The organism is Glutamicibacter bergerei (genome assembly GCF_054495185.1).
In genome coordinates, this window is the sequence record NZ_CM137131.1 from 3509792 (window position 1) to 3526089 (window position 16298).

15 protein-coding genes are annotated in these 16298 nt (G+C 56.0%); 1 reads left to right on the forward strand and 14 read right to left on the reverse strand.

Annotation, left to right across the window (positions count from 1 at the left end; translation table 11 throughout):
- Positions 1 to 50 precede the first annotated feature (50 nt).
- The 10 genes from chvE to uraD form a co-directional block, all read right to left on the reverse strand.
- The gene (gene chvE, locus ACX5K5_RS16170; protein WP_096255208.1) at positions 51 to 1217 is read right to left on the reverse strand and encodes a multiple monosaccharide ABC transporter substrate-binding protein; all 1167 of its coding nucleotides are present in this window, start codon (positions 1215 to 1217) and stop codon (positions 51 to 53) included.
- Between the two features lie 313 nt (positions 1218 to 1530).
- On the reverse strand, positions 1531 to 1797 hold the full coding sequence (locus tag ACX5K5_RS16175) for a hypothetical protein (protein ID WP_188683830.1): 267 nt from the start codon (positions 1795 to 1797) through the stop codon (positions 1531 to 1533).
- A gap of 198 nt (positions 1798 to 1995) precedes the next feature.
- On the reverse strand, positions 1996 to 3507 hold the full coding sequence (gene araA / locus ACX5K5_RS16180) for an L-arabinose isomerase (protein WP_096255207.1): 1512 nt from the start codon (positions 3505 to 3507) through the stop codon (positions 1996 to 1998).
- Positions 3508 to 3549: 42 nt separating this feature from the next.
- Positions 3550 to 4266, reverse strand: a complete 717-nt coding sequence (locus ACX5K5_RS16185; RefSeq protein ID WP_459174819.1) for an L-ribulose-5-phosphate 4-epimerase — start codon at positions 4264 to 4266, stop codon at positions 3550 to 3552.
- Positions 4267 to 4299: 33 nt separating this feature from the next.
- Positions 4300 to 5913, reverse strand: coding sequence for an FGGY-family carbohydrate kinase (locus ACX5K5_RS16190; RefSeq protein ID WP_459174820.1), 1614 nt, complete (start codon positions 5911 to 5913; stop codon positions 4300 to 4302).
- 171 nt (positions 5914 to 6084) lie between these two features.
- Positions 6085 to 7146 carry a LacI family DNA-binding transcriptional regulator gene (locus ACX5K5_RS16195; RefSeq protein ID WP_459174821.1) on the reverse strand — a complete coding sequence of 354 codons (1062 nt, stop codon included), beginning with the start codon at positions 7144 to 7146 and terminating at the stop codon, positions 6085 to 6087.
- A gap of 172 nt (positions 7147 to 7318) precedes the next feature.
- Positions 7319 to 8854: a nucleobase:cation symporter-2 family protein gene (locus ACX5K5_RS16200; protein ID WP_459174822.1), complete on the reverse strand. Its 1536-nt coding sequence runs from the start codon at positions 8852 to 8854 to the stop codon at positions 7319 to 7321.
- A 76-nt stretch (positions 8855 to 8930) separates the two neighbouring features.
- Positions 8931 to 9854, reverse strand: coding sequence for a factor-independent urate hydroxylase (pucL, locus tag ACX5K5_RS16205; protein WP_096255202.1), 924 nt, complete (start codon positions 9852 to 9854; stop codon positions 8931 to 8933).
- 4 nt (positions 9855 to 9858) lie between these two features.
- On the reverse strand, positions 9859 to 10215 hold the full coding sequence (gene uraH, locus ACX5K5_RS16210; RefSeq protein WP_096255200.1) for a hydroxyisourate hydrolase: 357 nt from the start codon (positions 10213 to 10215) through the stop codon (positions 9859 to 9861).
- 29 nt (positions 10216 to 10244) lie between these two features.
- On the reverse strand, positions 10245 to 10739 hold the full coding sequence (gene uraD, locus ACX5K5_RS16215) for a 2-oxo-4-hydroxy-4-carboxy-5-ureidoimidazoline decarboxylase (RefSeq protein ID WP_459174823.1): 495 nt from the start codon (positions 10737 to 10739) through the stop codon (positions 10245 to 10247).
- 316 nt (positions 10740 to 11055) lie between these two features.
- Here uraD and ACX5K5_RS16220 point away from each other — a divergent pair, with 316 nt between their 5' ends.
- Positions 11056 to 11238, forward strand: coding sequence for a dimerization domain-containing protein (locus ACX5K5_RS16220; RefSeq protein ID WP_188683838.1), 183 nt, complete (start codon positions 11056 to 11058; stop codon positions 11236 to 11238).
- A 162-nt stretch (positions 11239 to 11400) separates the two neighbouring features.
- On the opposite strand, the gene ACX5K5_RS16225 is transcribed toward ACX5K5_RS16220, so the two are convergent.
- From ACX5K5_RS16225 to ACX5K5_RS16240, 4 genes are read right to left on the reverse strand one after another with little or no spacing between them, the layout of a single operon-like run.
- Positions 11401 to 12549 (reverse strand): Gfo/Idh/MocA family protein, encoded by a 1149-nt coding sequence (locus tag ACX5K5_RS16225; RefSeq protein WP_096255194.1) that lies wholly within the window; start codon positions 12547 to 12549, stop codon positions 11401 to 11403.
- A 44-nt stretch (positions 12550 to 12593) separates the two neighbouring features.
- Complete coding sequence (locus tag ACX5K5_RS16230; RefSeq protein WP_096255192.1) at positions 12594 to 13655, reverse strand: substrate-binding domain-containing protein; 1062 nt, start codon at positions 13653 to 13655, stop codon at positions 12594 to 12596.
- 57 nt (positions 13656 to 13712) lie between these two features.
- Positions 13713 to 14741, reverse strand: a complete 1029-nt coding sequence (locus ACX5K5_RS16235; RefSeq protein ID WP_096255190.1) for an ABC transporter permease — start codon at positions 14739 to 14741, stop codon at positions 13713 to 13715.
- Complete coding sequence (locus ACX5K5_RS16240; protein ID WP_240520485.1) at positions 14738 to 16276, reverse strand: sugar ABC transporter ATP-binding protein; 1539 nt, start codon at positions 16274 to 16276, stop codon at positions 14738 to 14740. The genes ACX5K5_RS16235 and ACX5K5_RS16240 overlap by 4 nt, the downstream gene beginning before the upstream one ends.
- Positions 16277 to 16298 lie beyond the last annotated feature (22 nt).

Here is a 16298-nt window from a genome sequence, read left to right on the forward strand (position 1 = left end):
CGTTGGCGGGTACTAGGTTCAGCACCCGCCAACGCGTCGTACACCGGGTGCTACTTGGTCTGTCCTGCCTTGACCTCAGCGGCGGTGTAGTAACCGGAGTCAACCAGCAACGAGCTGATGTTATCGGCGGTCACGATGTCCGAATCAAGCAGGAAGGAAGGAACAACCTTCTTGCCGTTGTCATAGGATTCGGTGTCGTTAGCTTCGGGCTCATTACCCTCCGCGTAGGACTTCACAGCAGTGACTGCCTGGGAAGCCAGCTTGCGGGTGTCCTTGAAGATGGTTGAGTACTGCACACCGTCCTGGATCAGCTTCACCGAAGCGATTTCGGCATCCTGACCGGTGATGATTGGCAGACCGTCCTTGATGGACTTGCCGTAGCCAGCGTTGGTCAGTGCGGTCTGGATGCCACGGGAAATCCCGTCGAATGGCGAGAGCACACCGTCAATCTTGGTCTTGCCACCGGCGTAGTGCGCGGTGATCAAGTCCTCCATGCGGCTCTGGGCTTCTTCCTGGCTCCAGCGCAGGGTTGCAGCCTGTTCAATCTTGGTCTGTTTGGACTTGACTACCAAGGTGCCGTCATCCATGAATGGCTTCAGGGTATCCATGGCTCCCTTCCAGAAGAAGTGCGCGTTGTTGTCATCGATGGAGCCGGCGAAGAGCTCGATGTTCAGCGGGCCCTTCTTTCCGGTCTTCTCGCCCTTATCATCAACAAGGCCTAGGCCGGTCAGCAGCGAGGTAGCCTGCTGCACGCCAACCTTGTAGTTGTCGAAGGTGACATAGAAGTCGACGTTTTCGGTGCCGTTGATCAGGCGGTCATAGGAAATGATCGGAATGTCTTGATCAGCTGCAGCCTGCAACTGGCTGGATAGTGCGGTGCCGTCGATGGAGGCGACCACTAGGATATCTGCACCCTTGGTGATCATCTGGTCGATCTGCTGCTGCTGAGTTGGGATGTCATCGTTGGCGAACTGCATGAAGACCTCGTAGCCGGCTTCTTCAAGCTGGGACTTCACGGCTTCACCGTCGGCGATCCAACGCTCGGAGGTTTCGGTTGGCATGGCGACACCGACCTGGATATCTTCAGGCGCCTTGCTGTCGCCACCGGCTGCGTCGCCACTTCCCGCTCCGCCACCGCCACATGCGGCTAGTGAGCCGATCAGTGCTAGGGATCCGAACGTGACTACCGCTCGGCGAGCCCAGTTATTCCGTGCCATCTTTTCCTCCTGCGTGTTCCGATTCGCTCCGGCGGTGCGACCGGGCTCACACTATGTTAGCGCTAACAACGTGCTTTGAGCCACTTTTTTGGAGAAGAATTTTTTAACAGGTAAATCATCTGGTGTCGAACCCGCGGGAAAGTGCGGTCTTAAGCGACTCATCCAACGGGTCTCACGCCACGAATGGATGTGCACGAGTAGTAACTACGGTGTTTACTTAAGGTCGAAAAGCGAATCAAGCCCGAGAAATCTCAGCCTCACAAAAAGCTCTAATTGCTCTTCGCGTAGCGCGAGGCTGGTGCATTCATTGCTGCTAGCGGCGATTAACGGGTCTTCTCAATAGTGCAGGTAATACGAAGGTTGACACCCACAACCCAGCGACAATCAGGCTGAACCAAAGCCCTTCAACGCTCCCTGGCTTGCTTTTGTCGACGGAGAAGTACCAGACGCAAAACGTCGTGACGGCAAGGGCGAAAAGAATGACTCTGATCGTATTCAAGATCGTTTGAACTGGATGCAATGCAAGCCGAACAATAAAGCCCACTACTAGCACGCCAGCAACAATAAGAACTACCGGCACGTCTACACCTTTTCTATCGACCGTTTAGACAATATCACGGTTAGAATCGACAACTCTATGCGGATTACCGCTGCGACCTGTGGATCATATACTTCCCGCCACGAGAAAACTGACACGGACCCTAGATCCAGAAGCGTTCGATTAACGAGCCAAGGGCCGGCAACTTTTGTTGCCGGCCCTTGTGCTCTTCATTTTTTCTTACAGGCCCTGCGCCAGACGGTAGTACGCCTGGTTCAGTCGCACCTGTTCGGCGAATCCGCGACGCGTAGTGTTCTCATCGATGACTAGCAATTCGGTTCCAGCGATTTCTGCAAAGACCTCAAAAGCCTCAATGCCGGCGGCCGTAGACATCACCGTGTGGTGCGCTCCACCGGCGGTCAACCAGGATTCGGCCGAGGTGGAGAAGTCTGGTCGTGGCTGCCATACGGCGCGTGCCACCGGCAAGTTTGGCAGGTCCTGTGGCGGAGTAACCACGTCCACTACGTTGGCCGTCAACCGGAAACGCTCACGCATATCGGCCATGGAAACAACTACCGCGCCCGTGGTCGCGTCCGCGTTAAAGACCATGCGTACCGGATCTTCACGGCCGCCAATGCCCAGCGGGTGAATCTCGATTCGTGGCTTGGTAGTGGTCAACGACGGGCACACCTCAAGCATGTGCGCGCCGAGGATCAGTTCCTTGCCCGGGGTCAGGTCATAGGTGTAATCCTCCATCAGCGAGGCACCACCGGGGAGCCCTGCTCCCATTACCTTGGCCGCGCGTACCAGCACCGCGGTCTTCCAGTCACCCTCGGCACCGAAGCCGTAGCCCTTACCCATCAGACGTTGTACGGCGAGGCCAGGTAGCTGCTTCAGCCCACCGAGATCTTCAAAGTTGGTGGTGAAGGCCCACGCACCTAGTTCTCGTAGGAAGGACTCGATGGCCAGTTCCTGACGAGCCGCATAACGTAGCGACTCGTGACGCTCTGCACCGGCACGCAACTCGGCGGAGACGTCGTATTCTCGCTCATATTCTGCAACCAGTTCATCCACGGCAGGCTCGGAAACTGCTTCCACGGCTTCCACGAGGTCGTTGACCGCCCAGGTGTTCACTGAAACACCGAAGCGTAGTTCTGCTTCGGTCTTATCCCCCTCGGTCACCGCAACGTTGCGCATATTGTCACCGAATCGAACCAATTTCATCGTCTGGGTGGCGTTCCAGCCTGCGGCGCCTCGCACCCAGTTGCCGATACGCCCGGCTACCGCTGGGTTGGAGACGTGACCGACTACGGTGGTGCGGGTGGCACCGATACGGGTTGCTAGGTACGCGTATTCACGGTCACCGTGTGCGGCCTGGTTCAGGTTCATGAAATCGAAGTCAATGGTGTCCCAAGGAAGTTCAACATTGGCCTGAGTATGCAGGTGCAACAATGGCTTAGCCAGTGCTTTCAGACCAGAGATCCACATTTTGGCTGGGCTGAAGGTATGCATCCAGGTAATCACACCGAGCACATTGTCATCCGAATTTGCGTCCAGCATGGCCCGACGAATCGATTCGGCATCCTTGAGTACCGGTTTCCAGATCACCTTTGCGGGAACCTGTTCGGAATCTCCCAGTGCCTGGGCCACCTCGCGTGACTGCTCGGCGACCTGACGCAGGGTTTCTTCCCCGTAGAGGTCTTGGCTTCCGGTGAAAAACCAGATTTCCTTGGATTCATATGCTTTGCTCATGGTGTCCTTTCGGATTGAAGTATGCGGGCGCGAAAGAAGCGCTTATTGTCCGTAAACGTTTTGGTAGCGTGCGTAGAGCGCGTCGATATCTTCGCTGCGCATCGGCACCGGGTTACCTAATTGGCGGGAGATGTGAACTGTGCGGGCCACCTCTTCACACATCACCGCCGCCTTGACGGCGGAACGTGCGTCCTTGCCAATGGTGAAGGGGCCATGGTTTTGCATGAGTACCGCCGGGCTACGCGACTCACGTAGTGTCTGGACGATGCCTCGGCCGATGGAGTCATCGCCAATGATGGCGAATGGCCCCACCGGAATGGGTCCACCAAATTCATCTGCCATCATGGTCAGCACACAAGGAATTTCTTCCCCACGGGCAGCCCATGCGGTCGCATAGGTCGAGTGGGTGTGCACCACGCCGCCAACATGAGCCAGATGTTGGTAGGTGTAGGCGTGCGCGGCAGTATCCGAGGAGGGAGCGCGGGTTCCGTCGATGAGCTCCCCATCCAGCGTGCAGACCACCATGGATTCGGCAGTCAATTCCTCATAGGCAACGCCGGAAGGTTTGATGACAAATACATCGGCACTGCCGTCGGCAACCTCTGGGTTTCGTACGCGTTGCGAGACGTTTCCGGCAGTCCACACCACCAGCTCATAACGTGGCAACTGCGCGTGCAGTTGCGCGACGAGTTCGCGCGCTTGCGCGATTTCTTGGCGCATTGCTTCTGAGTATTTGGCTAATCCTTGAGCATCGCTCATCTGAGAACTCCTTGGTGCCGAGGTGGACATGTTTTAGATCGCTTTAATCGCGGCGTGTTCAATGGCCAGCCCCGCCCGGTAACTGTTCAGGTAGTCTGCGTAACCGGCCACGTCCTGCGGCAGTGGTGAAACCTCGTCTAGCTGCGCGTCCGCGAATACCTGCGAATTCAGATATTCGGCGAGGCTCACCGTTGGATTAGTGCCGACATAGTGACGATATGCGGCCAGCACAGCGATCCCCCAGGGCCCACCGTGTTGTGCCGTGCTTCCAACGGAAACCGGCACGTTAAGTGCCGCGGCGAGGAGTCGTTGGGCGGCTTGTGCGGTGCGGAAAATGCCACCGTGGGCGAACATTTTATGAATTTTGACACCCTCTGAGCCAAGAATCTCCATCCCCACGCTTAAGGTCGCAAACATCGAATACACCTGGGTTCGCATGAAGTTTGCAAGATTTAGGGTTGAGTCGGGGGTACGCACTAGCAGTGGCCGGCCCTCGGCTAATCCGGTGACCGGTTCTCCGGAGAGGTAGTTGTAGGCAACGAGTCCTCCCCCGTCCACTGCACCGTCTAGCGCCGAGGTCAAAAGCGCCTGGTACACCTCATCGTCGGAGGCCTGTTGACCCAGCGCGGATGCGAATTGTCCGAAGACCGAGGCCCAGCTCGCCAGTTCACTGGCCCCGTTATTGCAGTGCACCATGGCTACCGGGTCCCCGGTAGGGGTGGTGACGATGTCAATTTCGGGGTGAACTTCGCGTAGCGCAGCGTCGAGGACCACCATTGAGAAGATCGACGTTCCGATCGAGACGTTTGCGGTGTGTGGGGCGACCGAGTTGGTTGCCACCATTCCGGTTCCAGCATCTCCTTCCGGAGGACAGCACTGCGCTCCGCGTTGCAGTTGCCCGCTTGGGTCAAGCAGCAGTGCACCCTGCGCAGTCAGGCTCCCGGCATCTGCGCCGGCAGGCAATACTTCAGGCAGCAGCTCGGCCAGCGTGCCAGTGGCACCTAAACTCTGGGCTAGCGAATCAAAGGTTGCTAAGAATTTGGTGTCATAACCAAGAACAGAACTGTCCAGCGGGAACATGCCCGAAGCGTCTCCGGCACCTAATAATCGGCGCCCAGTGAGCTGCTGATGAACAAAACCAGCCAAGGTATTGAGGCTAGCTACCTCAGCAACATGTTCCTCGTTGTCCAATAGTGCCTGGTAATAGTGGGCTACTGACCAGCGCTGAGGTACGTTGAACTCAAAAGCCTTGCTTAGTGCTTCGGCGGCCCGTTCGGTGGAGGTATTGCGCCAGGTCCGGAATGGGACCAGCAACTGACCCGCATCATCAAAGGCTAGATAGCCGTGCATCATGGCCGAAATCCCAATGCTTGCAAAGTTGGTGGGGCGCACCGAATATTGCTGTTCGCACTCGTTGACGAGGTTGGCGAAGCACTCTTGCAGACCGGTCACGATAGCTTCACGTGAATAAGTCCAGCGGCGGTCCACAAACTGGTTTTCCCACGCATGCTGGCCACTGGCCAGCTGTTCGTGGTTGGGCCCGATGAGGCTCGCCTTGATATTCGTCGAGCCGAACTCGATGCCGAGCACCGCACGTCCCGAACCGATCACCTCGGGCGCAGACATACCTATGTGGTGACCAGTCATGGCTTCTCCGTCCTACACCCACATGCGGGTGACGCTCAATGTCTTCGCGTTCCGCCGCGCGTGAGGGCTTGAAGTCCTACGGCTAACCGGAACGCTCACACAATGTTAGCGCTAACAAAATGCGATGCGCAACACATGAAGAAGTTTGAGTTACCCACTTTGGCGCACAGATCAGCTCCGCGCAGGTGGCGCAGTGCTTGCTCGCACAATCATTGTTGGTGCGATCATCCGTGGACCAGATGACGCCGGATCATCATTGAGCAACTCGGCGAGCGCAGCACGTCCCACGTCACCAAAGGGCTGGCGCACCGTGGTCAGCTTGGGAATATAGAACTCGGCAATCTGTAAATCATCAAAGCCCACTACCGACACGTCTTCGGGAACCGACACCCCAGCTTCCCAAAAGGCCCGCAATAACCCGATGGCCAGATAATCATTGGATGCGAAAACCGCGGTAATTTCTCCGGCCTTCACCCGCGGTGCAAGACTGACTCCCGCGTCATAACCGCTCGGAGCCAGCCAGGACTCGGCAGGAAATTCCACCGCGTCATAACCCGCGGCCGCCATAGTCTCACCCCACCCAATTTTGCGTTCGGTCGCATCGAACCATCCGGTAGGTCCAGAAACGTGCACGATTTTTTGGTGTCCTAGCGAAATTAAATGCTCTGTGGCCTGCCGTGCGCCATCGCGTTGATCAACATATACGTAGTGCACCGGATCATTCTCAAGAACGTTCGTGCGGGCGGCCACCACGACCACCGGCACCTTCAGCTTTAGTTCATCGATGGCCTCGGTGACCTGATCATGTGGGGCAACTACCACCACGCCATCCACGCTCTGGTCGGTGAGATGGTTCAGCGCGGTGACCGCGGCACCAATGTCATAACTGTCCATGGAGGTCACCGTGACAAAATACCCTTGGGCTCGAGCTGCTGCTTCTACCGCAAGCACGGTGGACTGCGGCCCAAAAAATTCGCTGCCAATGGTCAAGATGCCGATGGTGCGTGTTTGTGCCGTAGCCAAGGCACGGGCTGCGAGGTTCCTTCGGTATCCGAGCTCTTTAATTGCCTCTAAAACCCGTACCCGGGTGCCTTCGCGGACGTTCGGATGATCGTTCAAAACCCGGGACACAGTTTGGTGGGAGACTCCGGCGACTGCTGCCACGTCCGCCATCGATGGCGGACGGCTGGAAGAGCTCTCGGCGTCAGTCCGGTAAGTATTCACATTCGTCATTATCGCAAACCCTACGAGCCCCTCCGACTATAAAATCTCATATTGCCTACATATAAAAATTTTCTCAGCCTGAGAACACGACAAAGTGCCCACAGATATTCATCAGCGGGCACTTTGCCAAAATTGGTACTTTCAATCTTTTTCATCAGGCTTGTCGTTAGGACTTTCGCCTCTAATGCTCCGGTGTTTCGGCAACTTTGGGTACAGGCATCTGAATGGCTCCGGTCTGAATCTGTTCAAATTCTTCGGGAGTCACCACGGGAATTTCATAGCCTTCCTTATCGATGAGCTTGCCACCTTCAAAATGGTCACCCTCGATCAGTCCGCAGATCTCTTCGCGCTTCACCAAACGTGGCGGGGCGGCGGAGAAGACCGAGGAGTTTTTGGTATTTCCGAACCTAAATTCGTTGAACAGCAAGTTCAGCAATACCGCCATGATGGCCGCCGAGGAGATTCCCGAGTGGAAGATCGTTTCAAACCAATTTGGGAAATTTGCATAGAAGTCAGGCTTGACGATCGGGATACAGCCGAAGGAGATGGACGCGGCCACAATCACCAGGTTCATTCCGTCATATTTGATCTTCGACAGCGTGCGAATTCCCGAGGCAGCCACGGTTCCGAATAAGACTATTCCAGCACCACCAAGAACTGGCGTGGGAATCGCTGCGACCACCCGTCCAAGGATTGGAAGCAGTCCAAGTACCACCAGGATTCCGCCACCGGCTGCCACGACAAAGCGACTGGTGATCCCGGTGATTGCTACCAGCCCAACATTCTGCGCAAAGGCAGACTGGGTGAAGGTATTAAAGATTGGAGCCACCGCCGAAGATGCCATATCTGCGCGTAGGCCATCGGCAATACGTTTGGAATCCACGCGGGAACCAGCGATTTCACCGACGGCAAGAATGTCGGCGGTTGTCTCCGTCAAGATGACCAAGACAACGATGGTCATCGAGATGATTCCACCGAGCTCAAAAACCGGCATTCCGAAGGCCAGCGGCTGTGGGAAGGCGAAGACTGCACCGGTCCCCACTTGCGAGAAGTCGGCCATGCCAAGCAACGCGGCGCCGACGGTGCCTAAAAGGATCGCGATCAAGATAGACATGCGCGAGATGGCTGCGATACCAACCTTGGACAGCAGCAAGACAAGCAGCAAAGTACCGGCGGCTAAACCAATATTCGCCAATGATCCGTAGTCCTCAGCTTTAGCGTCTCCTCCCATAGCCCAGTTTGCTGCTACCGGGGTCAGCGATATGCCAATCATGGTGATCACCACGCCGGTGACTACCGGCGGGAAATATCTGATGACTCGGGCGAAGAATGGGGCGATGAGGAAACCAATGAGCGCCGCAACCAGCACCGCGCCGAAGACTGCCGGCAACCCTCCACCACCGTTGACGATGGCGACCATGGTTGCCACGGAGGCGAACGATGTGCCTTGAACCAGCGGCAGTTGGGCACCGAAGAAAGGAATGCCGATAGTCTGCAGGATGGTTGCAAGCCCGCCAATGAATAGGCAGCTGGCTACCAGGAGCCCTACTTCTTCACTGCTCAGTCCGGCCGCTCCACCGATGATGAGAGGTGGAGCAATAATGCCGCCATACATCGTCAATACATGCTGGAGCCCGTAGGCCAACGACTTTCCAAAAGGTAATTTAGCGTCTTCCGGGCGTGCTGCTTTGATAGATTCGTTGTGTGTAGCGCTCAAGGCTGACCTCCTACGTCAGTCGCTGCCAAAAGGGTGTACCGGTATACCAGCACTGGCACACCCTTTTCACGTCGAGTTAGATAAATGCAGGGATATTAGCCCAGACCGGATGGTTAGCCTCGGTGCCCTCACGGGTGACAGTCGCTTCGATCAGCCCATAGGGACGATCAGCAGCAAAGAACACTTCATTCGGGTTGTCCTGCCCAAAAACATCAAGGTCCACCAGGAAGTGATGCTTGTTTGGCAAGGACATCTTGATTTCAGCGATTTCCGGATGTGCCTCCAGAACCGCTTGACCCATGTTGTACATGCTCTGCTGCAGAGCATAGGAGTGAGTGAGCGCAAACTGCGTTAGCAGCAAGGATCGCACCGACGCGTACACGGCATCAAAATCGATGCCGGCGGACACAGCTTCCGGAGTGTAGCGCCAACGGGCGGTGACATCGGTGGCGAGAATTCGTTCGGTGGTGCCCTTGAGTGTGGTGTATTTATCCACCGGGAACCCATGAAATTCACTGCCGGTGGACTTCAAAACCGTCAGGTCTTCCAGACCTGCAACGATACATTTTTCACCATTTTCGGCGATTTCTAAGACCGCGGTGCGGACCTCGGACTTGTTCTGTGAAAACGCGTGATCATGGTCGTTGATCCGGTCCCAGAAGAATTGTTGTGCGGCCCAGCGTCCTCCGGTCACCCAATCGAATTTGCTGGTGAAGTGTTCGCCGAGTCGAACCAGGAACTCTTCTGGTGAAGCCACTCCATCACGGGCCAAGCCGTATACGGTGTTTTTCTGAGTGTCGGTGGCGACCACATGGGCGTTGTCGCCATCGGTATGGGCGGCGGCGAAGTCTCCGTGCAGTTGACTGGTGACGTTTAGATCTTGGATCTGATGACGGTCGGTGTCTCGGGTGATCTTCACCAGGTGGACTTCAGCTTTACCGTACTGGTTGCTTCCTAGGACGATTTTGGTTCCGGCTGGGGCCTTAATTTGTGCGGTCATGACTCTAACTTCCTCGGTACGTGGAATATGCAAACGGGCTGATAAGAAGGGGTACGTGGTAATGCTCGGCAACGTCAGAAACGTAAAATTCGATGCTTACCGCGGGGAAGAAAGTTTCCGTTCCCTGCTTCCCGAAATAGTCACCGGTTTCAAAGGAGATCCGGTAGCGGCCTATTTCAACCTGAGTCGGTCCAAGATGCTTAATGCGTCCGTCCGCATCGGTGATCTGGGATCCGATTTCTTGCCAGCCGGATGCCGAATTGGCTTCCAGCGTGGCCTTAACACCAGAGGCAGGCCTCCCGGTCCCGGTGTCGAGAATATGGGTGGTGATGTGACTGCGTTCCGCGGTCTGTTCATCCATGGAGTACTCCTTAGTTCAAAGGGGTGGCTTTAGTTGCTGATGGCATTTTCTAGCCGTAGCAGCGCAATGGCGCTTAGTTGCTCAGCTACTTCGCGCGCTTCAATGTCATCGGCATTACCCAAACGGCGTTCGCATTCGCTCAGGATTTCGGCACTGCTTCGGCCGGCGGCACGGATGAGGAATACCCGGTTAAATCGGGCTTCGTAGGCTCGGTTAGCCGCGGAAAGCTGAGCGGTAATGTCGTCGTTCAGCTGCAGGTCCGCTTGTTCACCACGCGAAAGGTGGGCTTCGGCCGAGTTCCCATCGGCTCGTTCACCGATCCTTGGATGGTGTGCCAACGCGGCGGCAGTTTCTGCTTCGCTCAGGGTTTCGGCACTTCGATAACCTGTTGCAAGTAATTCATCGTTACTTGAGTAGGGACGAGATGCGACGATGTCGTTGATCCAACGCTCCACATCGAGGCATGGGCGCAGAATCGCTGCGGCCTGCCCCTGAGAGAGGTTGTTAAAGTCTTCGAGGTTCATTGGGTGATCAGCTCTTTTCTTACACCACAATCCGGCGGCTGAACACCCTTACCACCGACGACTTATCGGCTTCGACTCGATGTTTTTGGATCGTGGAATCTTCGTTCCACTACTGTAAGCCAACTCACACCACTCCCGTCAAGTGGTTTTGCAAAGCTATTTTTTGAAGTGTGATTTATTGCCCGGAATTTCGGTCGGAAGAAGTTTTTAGGCGCAAACCCTTGCCAACACTCCAGCTACCCAGAGATACTGGTTCCGTACAACAAAAACAAACTTCCATATTGTGGAATGAATAGATTCAAGAAGGAGGGTCGCCATGACCGCCAACCAGCCGGCCAGCATCAACTACTCACCCAAGGAAGCGCGGGTCCTCAGCGCGACCACAGCACTGCAAACGGGAATGTTCCAGCCAATTGAAAACCTAGATCCAGATATGTCCCCACGGCCTCGAATCAACCCTTCCGCGCCAACCTTTTTTGATCGTTTGCTGCGCAGGTAACACCCACCCACCTCGTGGGCCACGAACAGCGCAAAGACCATGCTCCGGAGGCGCCGAGCATGGTCTTTGCGTACTTAAAATGTTCGGCACCACACATGATGCCACCGGAAAATTGATCCCGTGAGTAATCGGATACTTGATTTTCTTGCCCCGCAGCACTTGCTAATTTGCGCCAGCAACCTTCACTCGCGCACCACTTTGGGTCGCGCTATCTTCAATTCCTGCCAACACCCGTTGCACTGCAAGCCCATCAGCGAAAGATGGGCTGGCCGGGATACCGCTGACAATGGCCGCCAAGAAATCCCGGATTTCATGGGTGAAACTTTCGGCCCACCCAAGTACGTGCCCGGTAGGCCACCAGCCATCTAAGTACGGATGCTCTGGTTCGGTGACCATAATCGATTTGAAGCCCTGCTCCCCGGCATCATGCGAAGCCTCGTACAACTTCAAAAAGTTCATTGACTCCAAATCGAATTCTAAGGATCCTTGGGATCCGTAAACCTCGATACGAAGAGAATTCTTCCTCCCTGTGGCCATCCGACTGGCTTCCACCGTGGCGATTGCGCCATTATCCAGTTCTAAGGTCGCCCAGATCGCATCGTCGACGCTGACCTGCTCTGGCCCCGAGTCTCCAGCCCGTTCGGTGACAAAGGTTCGGCTGGTCGCCGAAGCCGAGCTGATCTGCGCCCCGGTGAGAAACCTGAGCTGGTCCACCGCGTGAGAAGCCAAATCTCCCAGCGCCCCGGACCCGGCTTCATCCTTGCGCAACCGCCACGTCATAGGAGCGGAATCATCGACGAGCCAGTCCTGATAGTAGCGAATGTTCAACTGTCGCAATTGACCCAGCCGCCCCTCGGCTAGCATCCGCTGAGCCATGGTCAGGGCAGGAATTCTCCGGTAGTTGAACCCCACCATGCTGATCACTCCACGCTCGGCCGCCGCCAGCGCGGCCGCATTCATCTCCTCGGCCTCGGCCAGCGTGTTAGCCAGTGGCTTTTCAACCACCACGTGTTTGCCATGCGCTAAAGCAAAAAGTGCTATTTCAGCGTGCAGGGCTCCCGGGGTGCAGATATCGACAATGTCTATATCCTCACGGAGGATTGTCGCGCGCCAGTCGGTGCTAGATTCTTCCCACCCATATTTGGCAGCTGATTCGGCGGTGCTGGTGGGGTTAGAGCCCACCAGCACCCGCATGCTCACCAGGGTCGAATCGTAGGTGGCGTTAACGTTTCGCCACGCTTGGGAATGGGCCTTGCCCATGAACGAATGGCCAATCACCGCAACCCCAAGGGCCGATCCTGTTCTGAGCATTTGCTTCTCCTTCTAGTGGAACTAATTTCGCTACGCTCTGCGGCCTAGGACTCAAAGGCTGTAGGCAAATACTTCTCCACGTTGTCCTTGGTCACCACTGCGGCATACAGCACAACTTTGCGCGGAATTTCAATGTCCAACAGGTCTTCCAACGAGCGTTCCTGGGCAACAAGTCGCGCCATCCTCACGCCATCAGCGGCCTGATATGCCGGGTACACGGTGGTCGCCTTGACCACCGAATCTCCGGACTGAATCTCACGCATCATATTTGCCGAACCGCCATTACCTACCATGAAGAATTCACTACGGTCTGCGGCCTTGATGGCTGCCAGCACCCCGACGCCCTGATCATCATCGTGGTTCCAGATTGCATCTAGATGAGGTGCAGCTTGCAACAGGTTTGAGGCGGCACGCTCACCGGATTCCACGGTGAACTCTGCTGGAACCCGGTTCGAAACTTCAAGACCACATTTGGCCAGCGCATCTTTGAAACCTTCACTACGCTCCTGGGTGAGCGGCAAGGAATCAATTCCAGGAATTTCACCGATTTTGGCGTCTTTTTTGTCGCCCAGTTCGGCGCAGATGAAGTCGCCAGCGGAGACTCCTACGCCATAGTTATCGCCGAGCACCGTGACTCGTGACGATTGCGCGGTACTGAACTCACGGTCAACGTTGATCACGGGGATGCCCGCATCCATGGCTTTTTGCGCCACCTTGGTCAACGCTGCCCCATCGAAAGGCAAGAGCACAATCGCATCGACCTTGTCGTTGATCATCGTCTCGACCTGGCTGATCTGTACGCTGACGTCGTTGGTGCCTTCGGATACCTTCAGTTCTACGTCTGGGTAATCCTTCGCGGTTTCCACCGCGAGGTCAGTCATGGCAGCCATGAATCCGTGATCCGCGGCGGGAACCGACAAACCAATGGTGACCTTCTTGCCTTCTTCGGCGTTGGCGCCGGCCGCTGCCGGGGCATTTTGGGCGTCGGAAGATTCATTGCTGGGTGCTGGTGAATTTGAGACGCAAGAGGTGAGCATAAAAGCCGACGTTGCGAGCAGCGCGGCCGCACCCAACATCTTGCGTGGACCCTTAATCGAGGCAAACATTTCTTCTCCTTTGAATCATTGTTACTGCGAGTGGTGCACGGAAAGTCTTGGGATAAATCAGGTTCTCGACTGCCTAATCGCCAGCTGCCTCTGAATCAGCACTGCGATCACGATAATGGCGCCCTTAGCTACAAGTTGCACCGACAGCGAGAGGTTGTTCAGTGCGAAAATGTTGGTCAGTGTGGAAAAAATCAGTACACCAAGCACCGTCCCAAAAATTGAGCCGCGGCCACCGGTGAGCAAAGTTCCGCCGATAACCACCGCGGCAATCACGTCCAGCTCCAAGCCGGTACCGTGTGTGGCGCTGCCGGTGGTGGTACGGGCCATGAGCATAAAGGCACCGATTCCGGCACATAGGCCGGCGAGCGCGTACACGATCATGGTGTGACGTTCGACCTTGATCCCGGCGAGCCTTGCGGCTTCTGCGTTTCCGCCAATGGCGAAGGTTCTGCGCCCGAAGGTCGTGCGGTTGAGTAAGACCCAACCGCCTATCGCCACGAGGACAAAGATCAACACGATAGTGGGAATTCCGAACAGGTCTCCACCGATAGCCTGAAGAAATCCATCCACCGAAATCAGTTGGGTTTTCTTATCTGAGATGATCTCTGCCAAACCACGTGCGGCGGCCATCATAGCCAAAGTGGTAATAAACGAGACGACCTTGCCATAGGCGATCAAAATGCCGTTGACCAGCCCGGCCGCGGCGCCAATGGCCATCGCGGTGATGGGCAAAAAGATCCAGGAGGTACTCTCGGCGAACATCTGCCCGGATAAGGTAGTCGCCCAGACCGCTGCGAGAGCCAGGATCGCACCCACGGACAGATCGATACCGGCGATGGTGATCACAAAGGTTGCGCCAATACTGACCACACCGGTTACCGCGGCCAGGCGCAGAATGGTCATCATGTTGTTCACGTCAGCGAATCGCTCTCCGGCGGTGAGGCCACCCACCACGCACAACAAGATCAGCGCAAAAATCAGCCCCATATTTCGGCGCAGCCCAGCATCAAGCAGCCATTTGAGTACGCTGCGTCGCGGCCGATTATGCACCGTTGATCGCGCGTGGCTCGAAGTTGCGAAGCTCATAGGGTGGTCCCTTCCATCACAAGGTCAAGAATTTGATGTTCACTCAGTTCTGCTGCCATGCCCCGGTGCACGATGCGGTTCTCGGAAACCACCAGAACTTGATGGCTTAATCCGAGCACTTCTTCTAGTTCACTGGACACCACGATGATCGCGATTCCTGCACGAGAGAGTTCGGAGATCAATTGATAGATCTCGCTTCGTGCCCCAACATCTACGCCACGCGTTGGTTCATCGAGCAAGAGCACCTTGCACCCGTGGGAGAGCCAGCGGCCCAAGACGATCTTTTGTTGGTTTCCACCAGAGAGGGTGCGTGCCTCGCGAGTGGGATCTGCGGGCCGCAATTCGAGCTTGCCGATCTGTTCCATACTGACTTGGTATTCGTTTTTACCACTGGTAAACCCGGCGGTGCCGTAGCGTCCGATACTCGCGAGCGTGAAGTTCGAGATGAGAGTGTCATCAAGCAGCAGAGCCTGGCTTTTGCGTTCTTCTGGGCAAAGACCCATGCCTGCTTTAACGGCGGCTACCGCAGAACCCGGTCTCAACTTTTTGCCTTCGACGCGTACCACTCCGGAGACCGGTTTAGTACTGCCATAAATAGCTGCCAAGATCTCCGAACGCCCGGAGCCAACAAGCCCGGCCAGCCCAAGCACCTCACCTGCCCGGACGTTAAAGGAGAGCGGTTCCTGTCCGGGAGCGATGACCAGCTCTTCAACCTGCAAAATGTCTGGTGTGCCGTCCAGAAGACTGACCACCGGCGGGAAGACGTTGCTGATGGTCCGGCCAGTCATATGCGTGATCAGTTCACCATTGGAAGTTTGCGAGACCTCTAGGTTTGAGGCGACGGCGCGGCCGTCTTTTAAAACCGTGATGCGATCGCCAATGACTCGGATTTCTTCGAGGCGATGCGAAATGTAAATGACCGCAACCCCACTGGCGGTTAATGCTCTGACGGTCTCAAATAGGTTGCGCACCTCTTCGGAATCGAGGACCGCAGAGGGTTCATCCATGATGATAAGGCGTACCTCGCGAGACAGTGCGCGGGCCATTGAGACGATTTGCTGACCAGCCGCCGAAAGCTCGCCGACTTCCATGCTTGGTGATATTTCTTGGTGGCCTAGCCTGCCAAGAAGCTTTGCTGCCTCGACTTGTTCAGCTTTATGGGAGCTGAATCCCCCGCGGGATTTTTCGTGTCCCAGGAAGATATTTTGCGCAACCGTCAGTGACTCGACCAAGTCGAGTTCCTGGTACATCGTTCCTATGCCAGCCTTGATCGCATCATCGGGAGAGGAAAAACGGATCTGGCGGCCGTCAAGCAGGATTTCTCCGTCATTAGGTTGATGTACCCCGGCGAGAACCTTGATCAGTGTCGACTTTCCCGCGCCATTTTGACCCAGCAGGCAGTGGACCTCTCCAGCTTTGACCCCGAAACTGACCTGTTGCAAGGCAATGATGCCTGGAAATCGCTTTTCGATCCCCCGCATTTCGAGCAAAGTGATTTGCTCATCCGTCCCACTGTTGACTTCATCGTGGCTCATAGTGATGGACGTTACACTGACT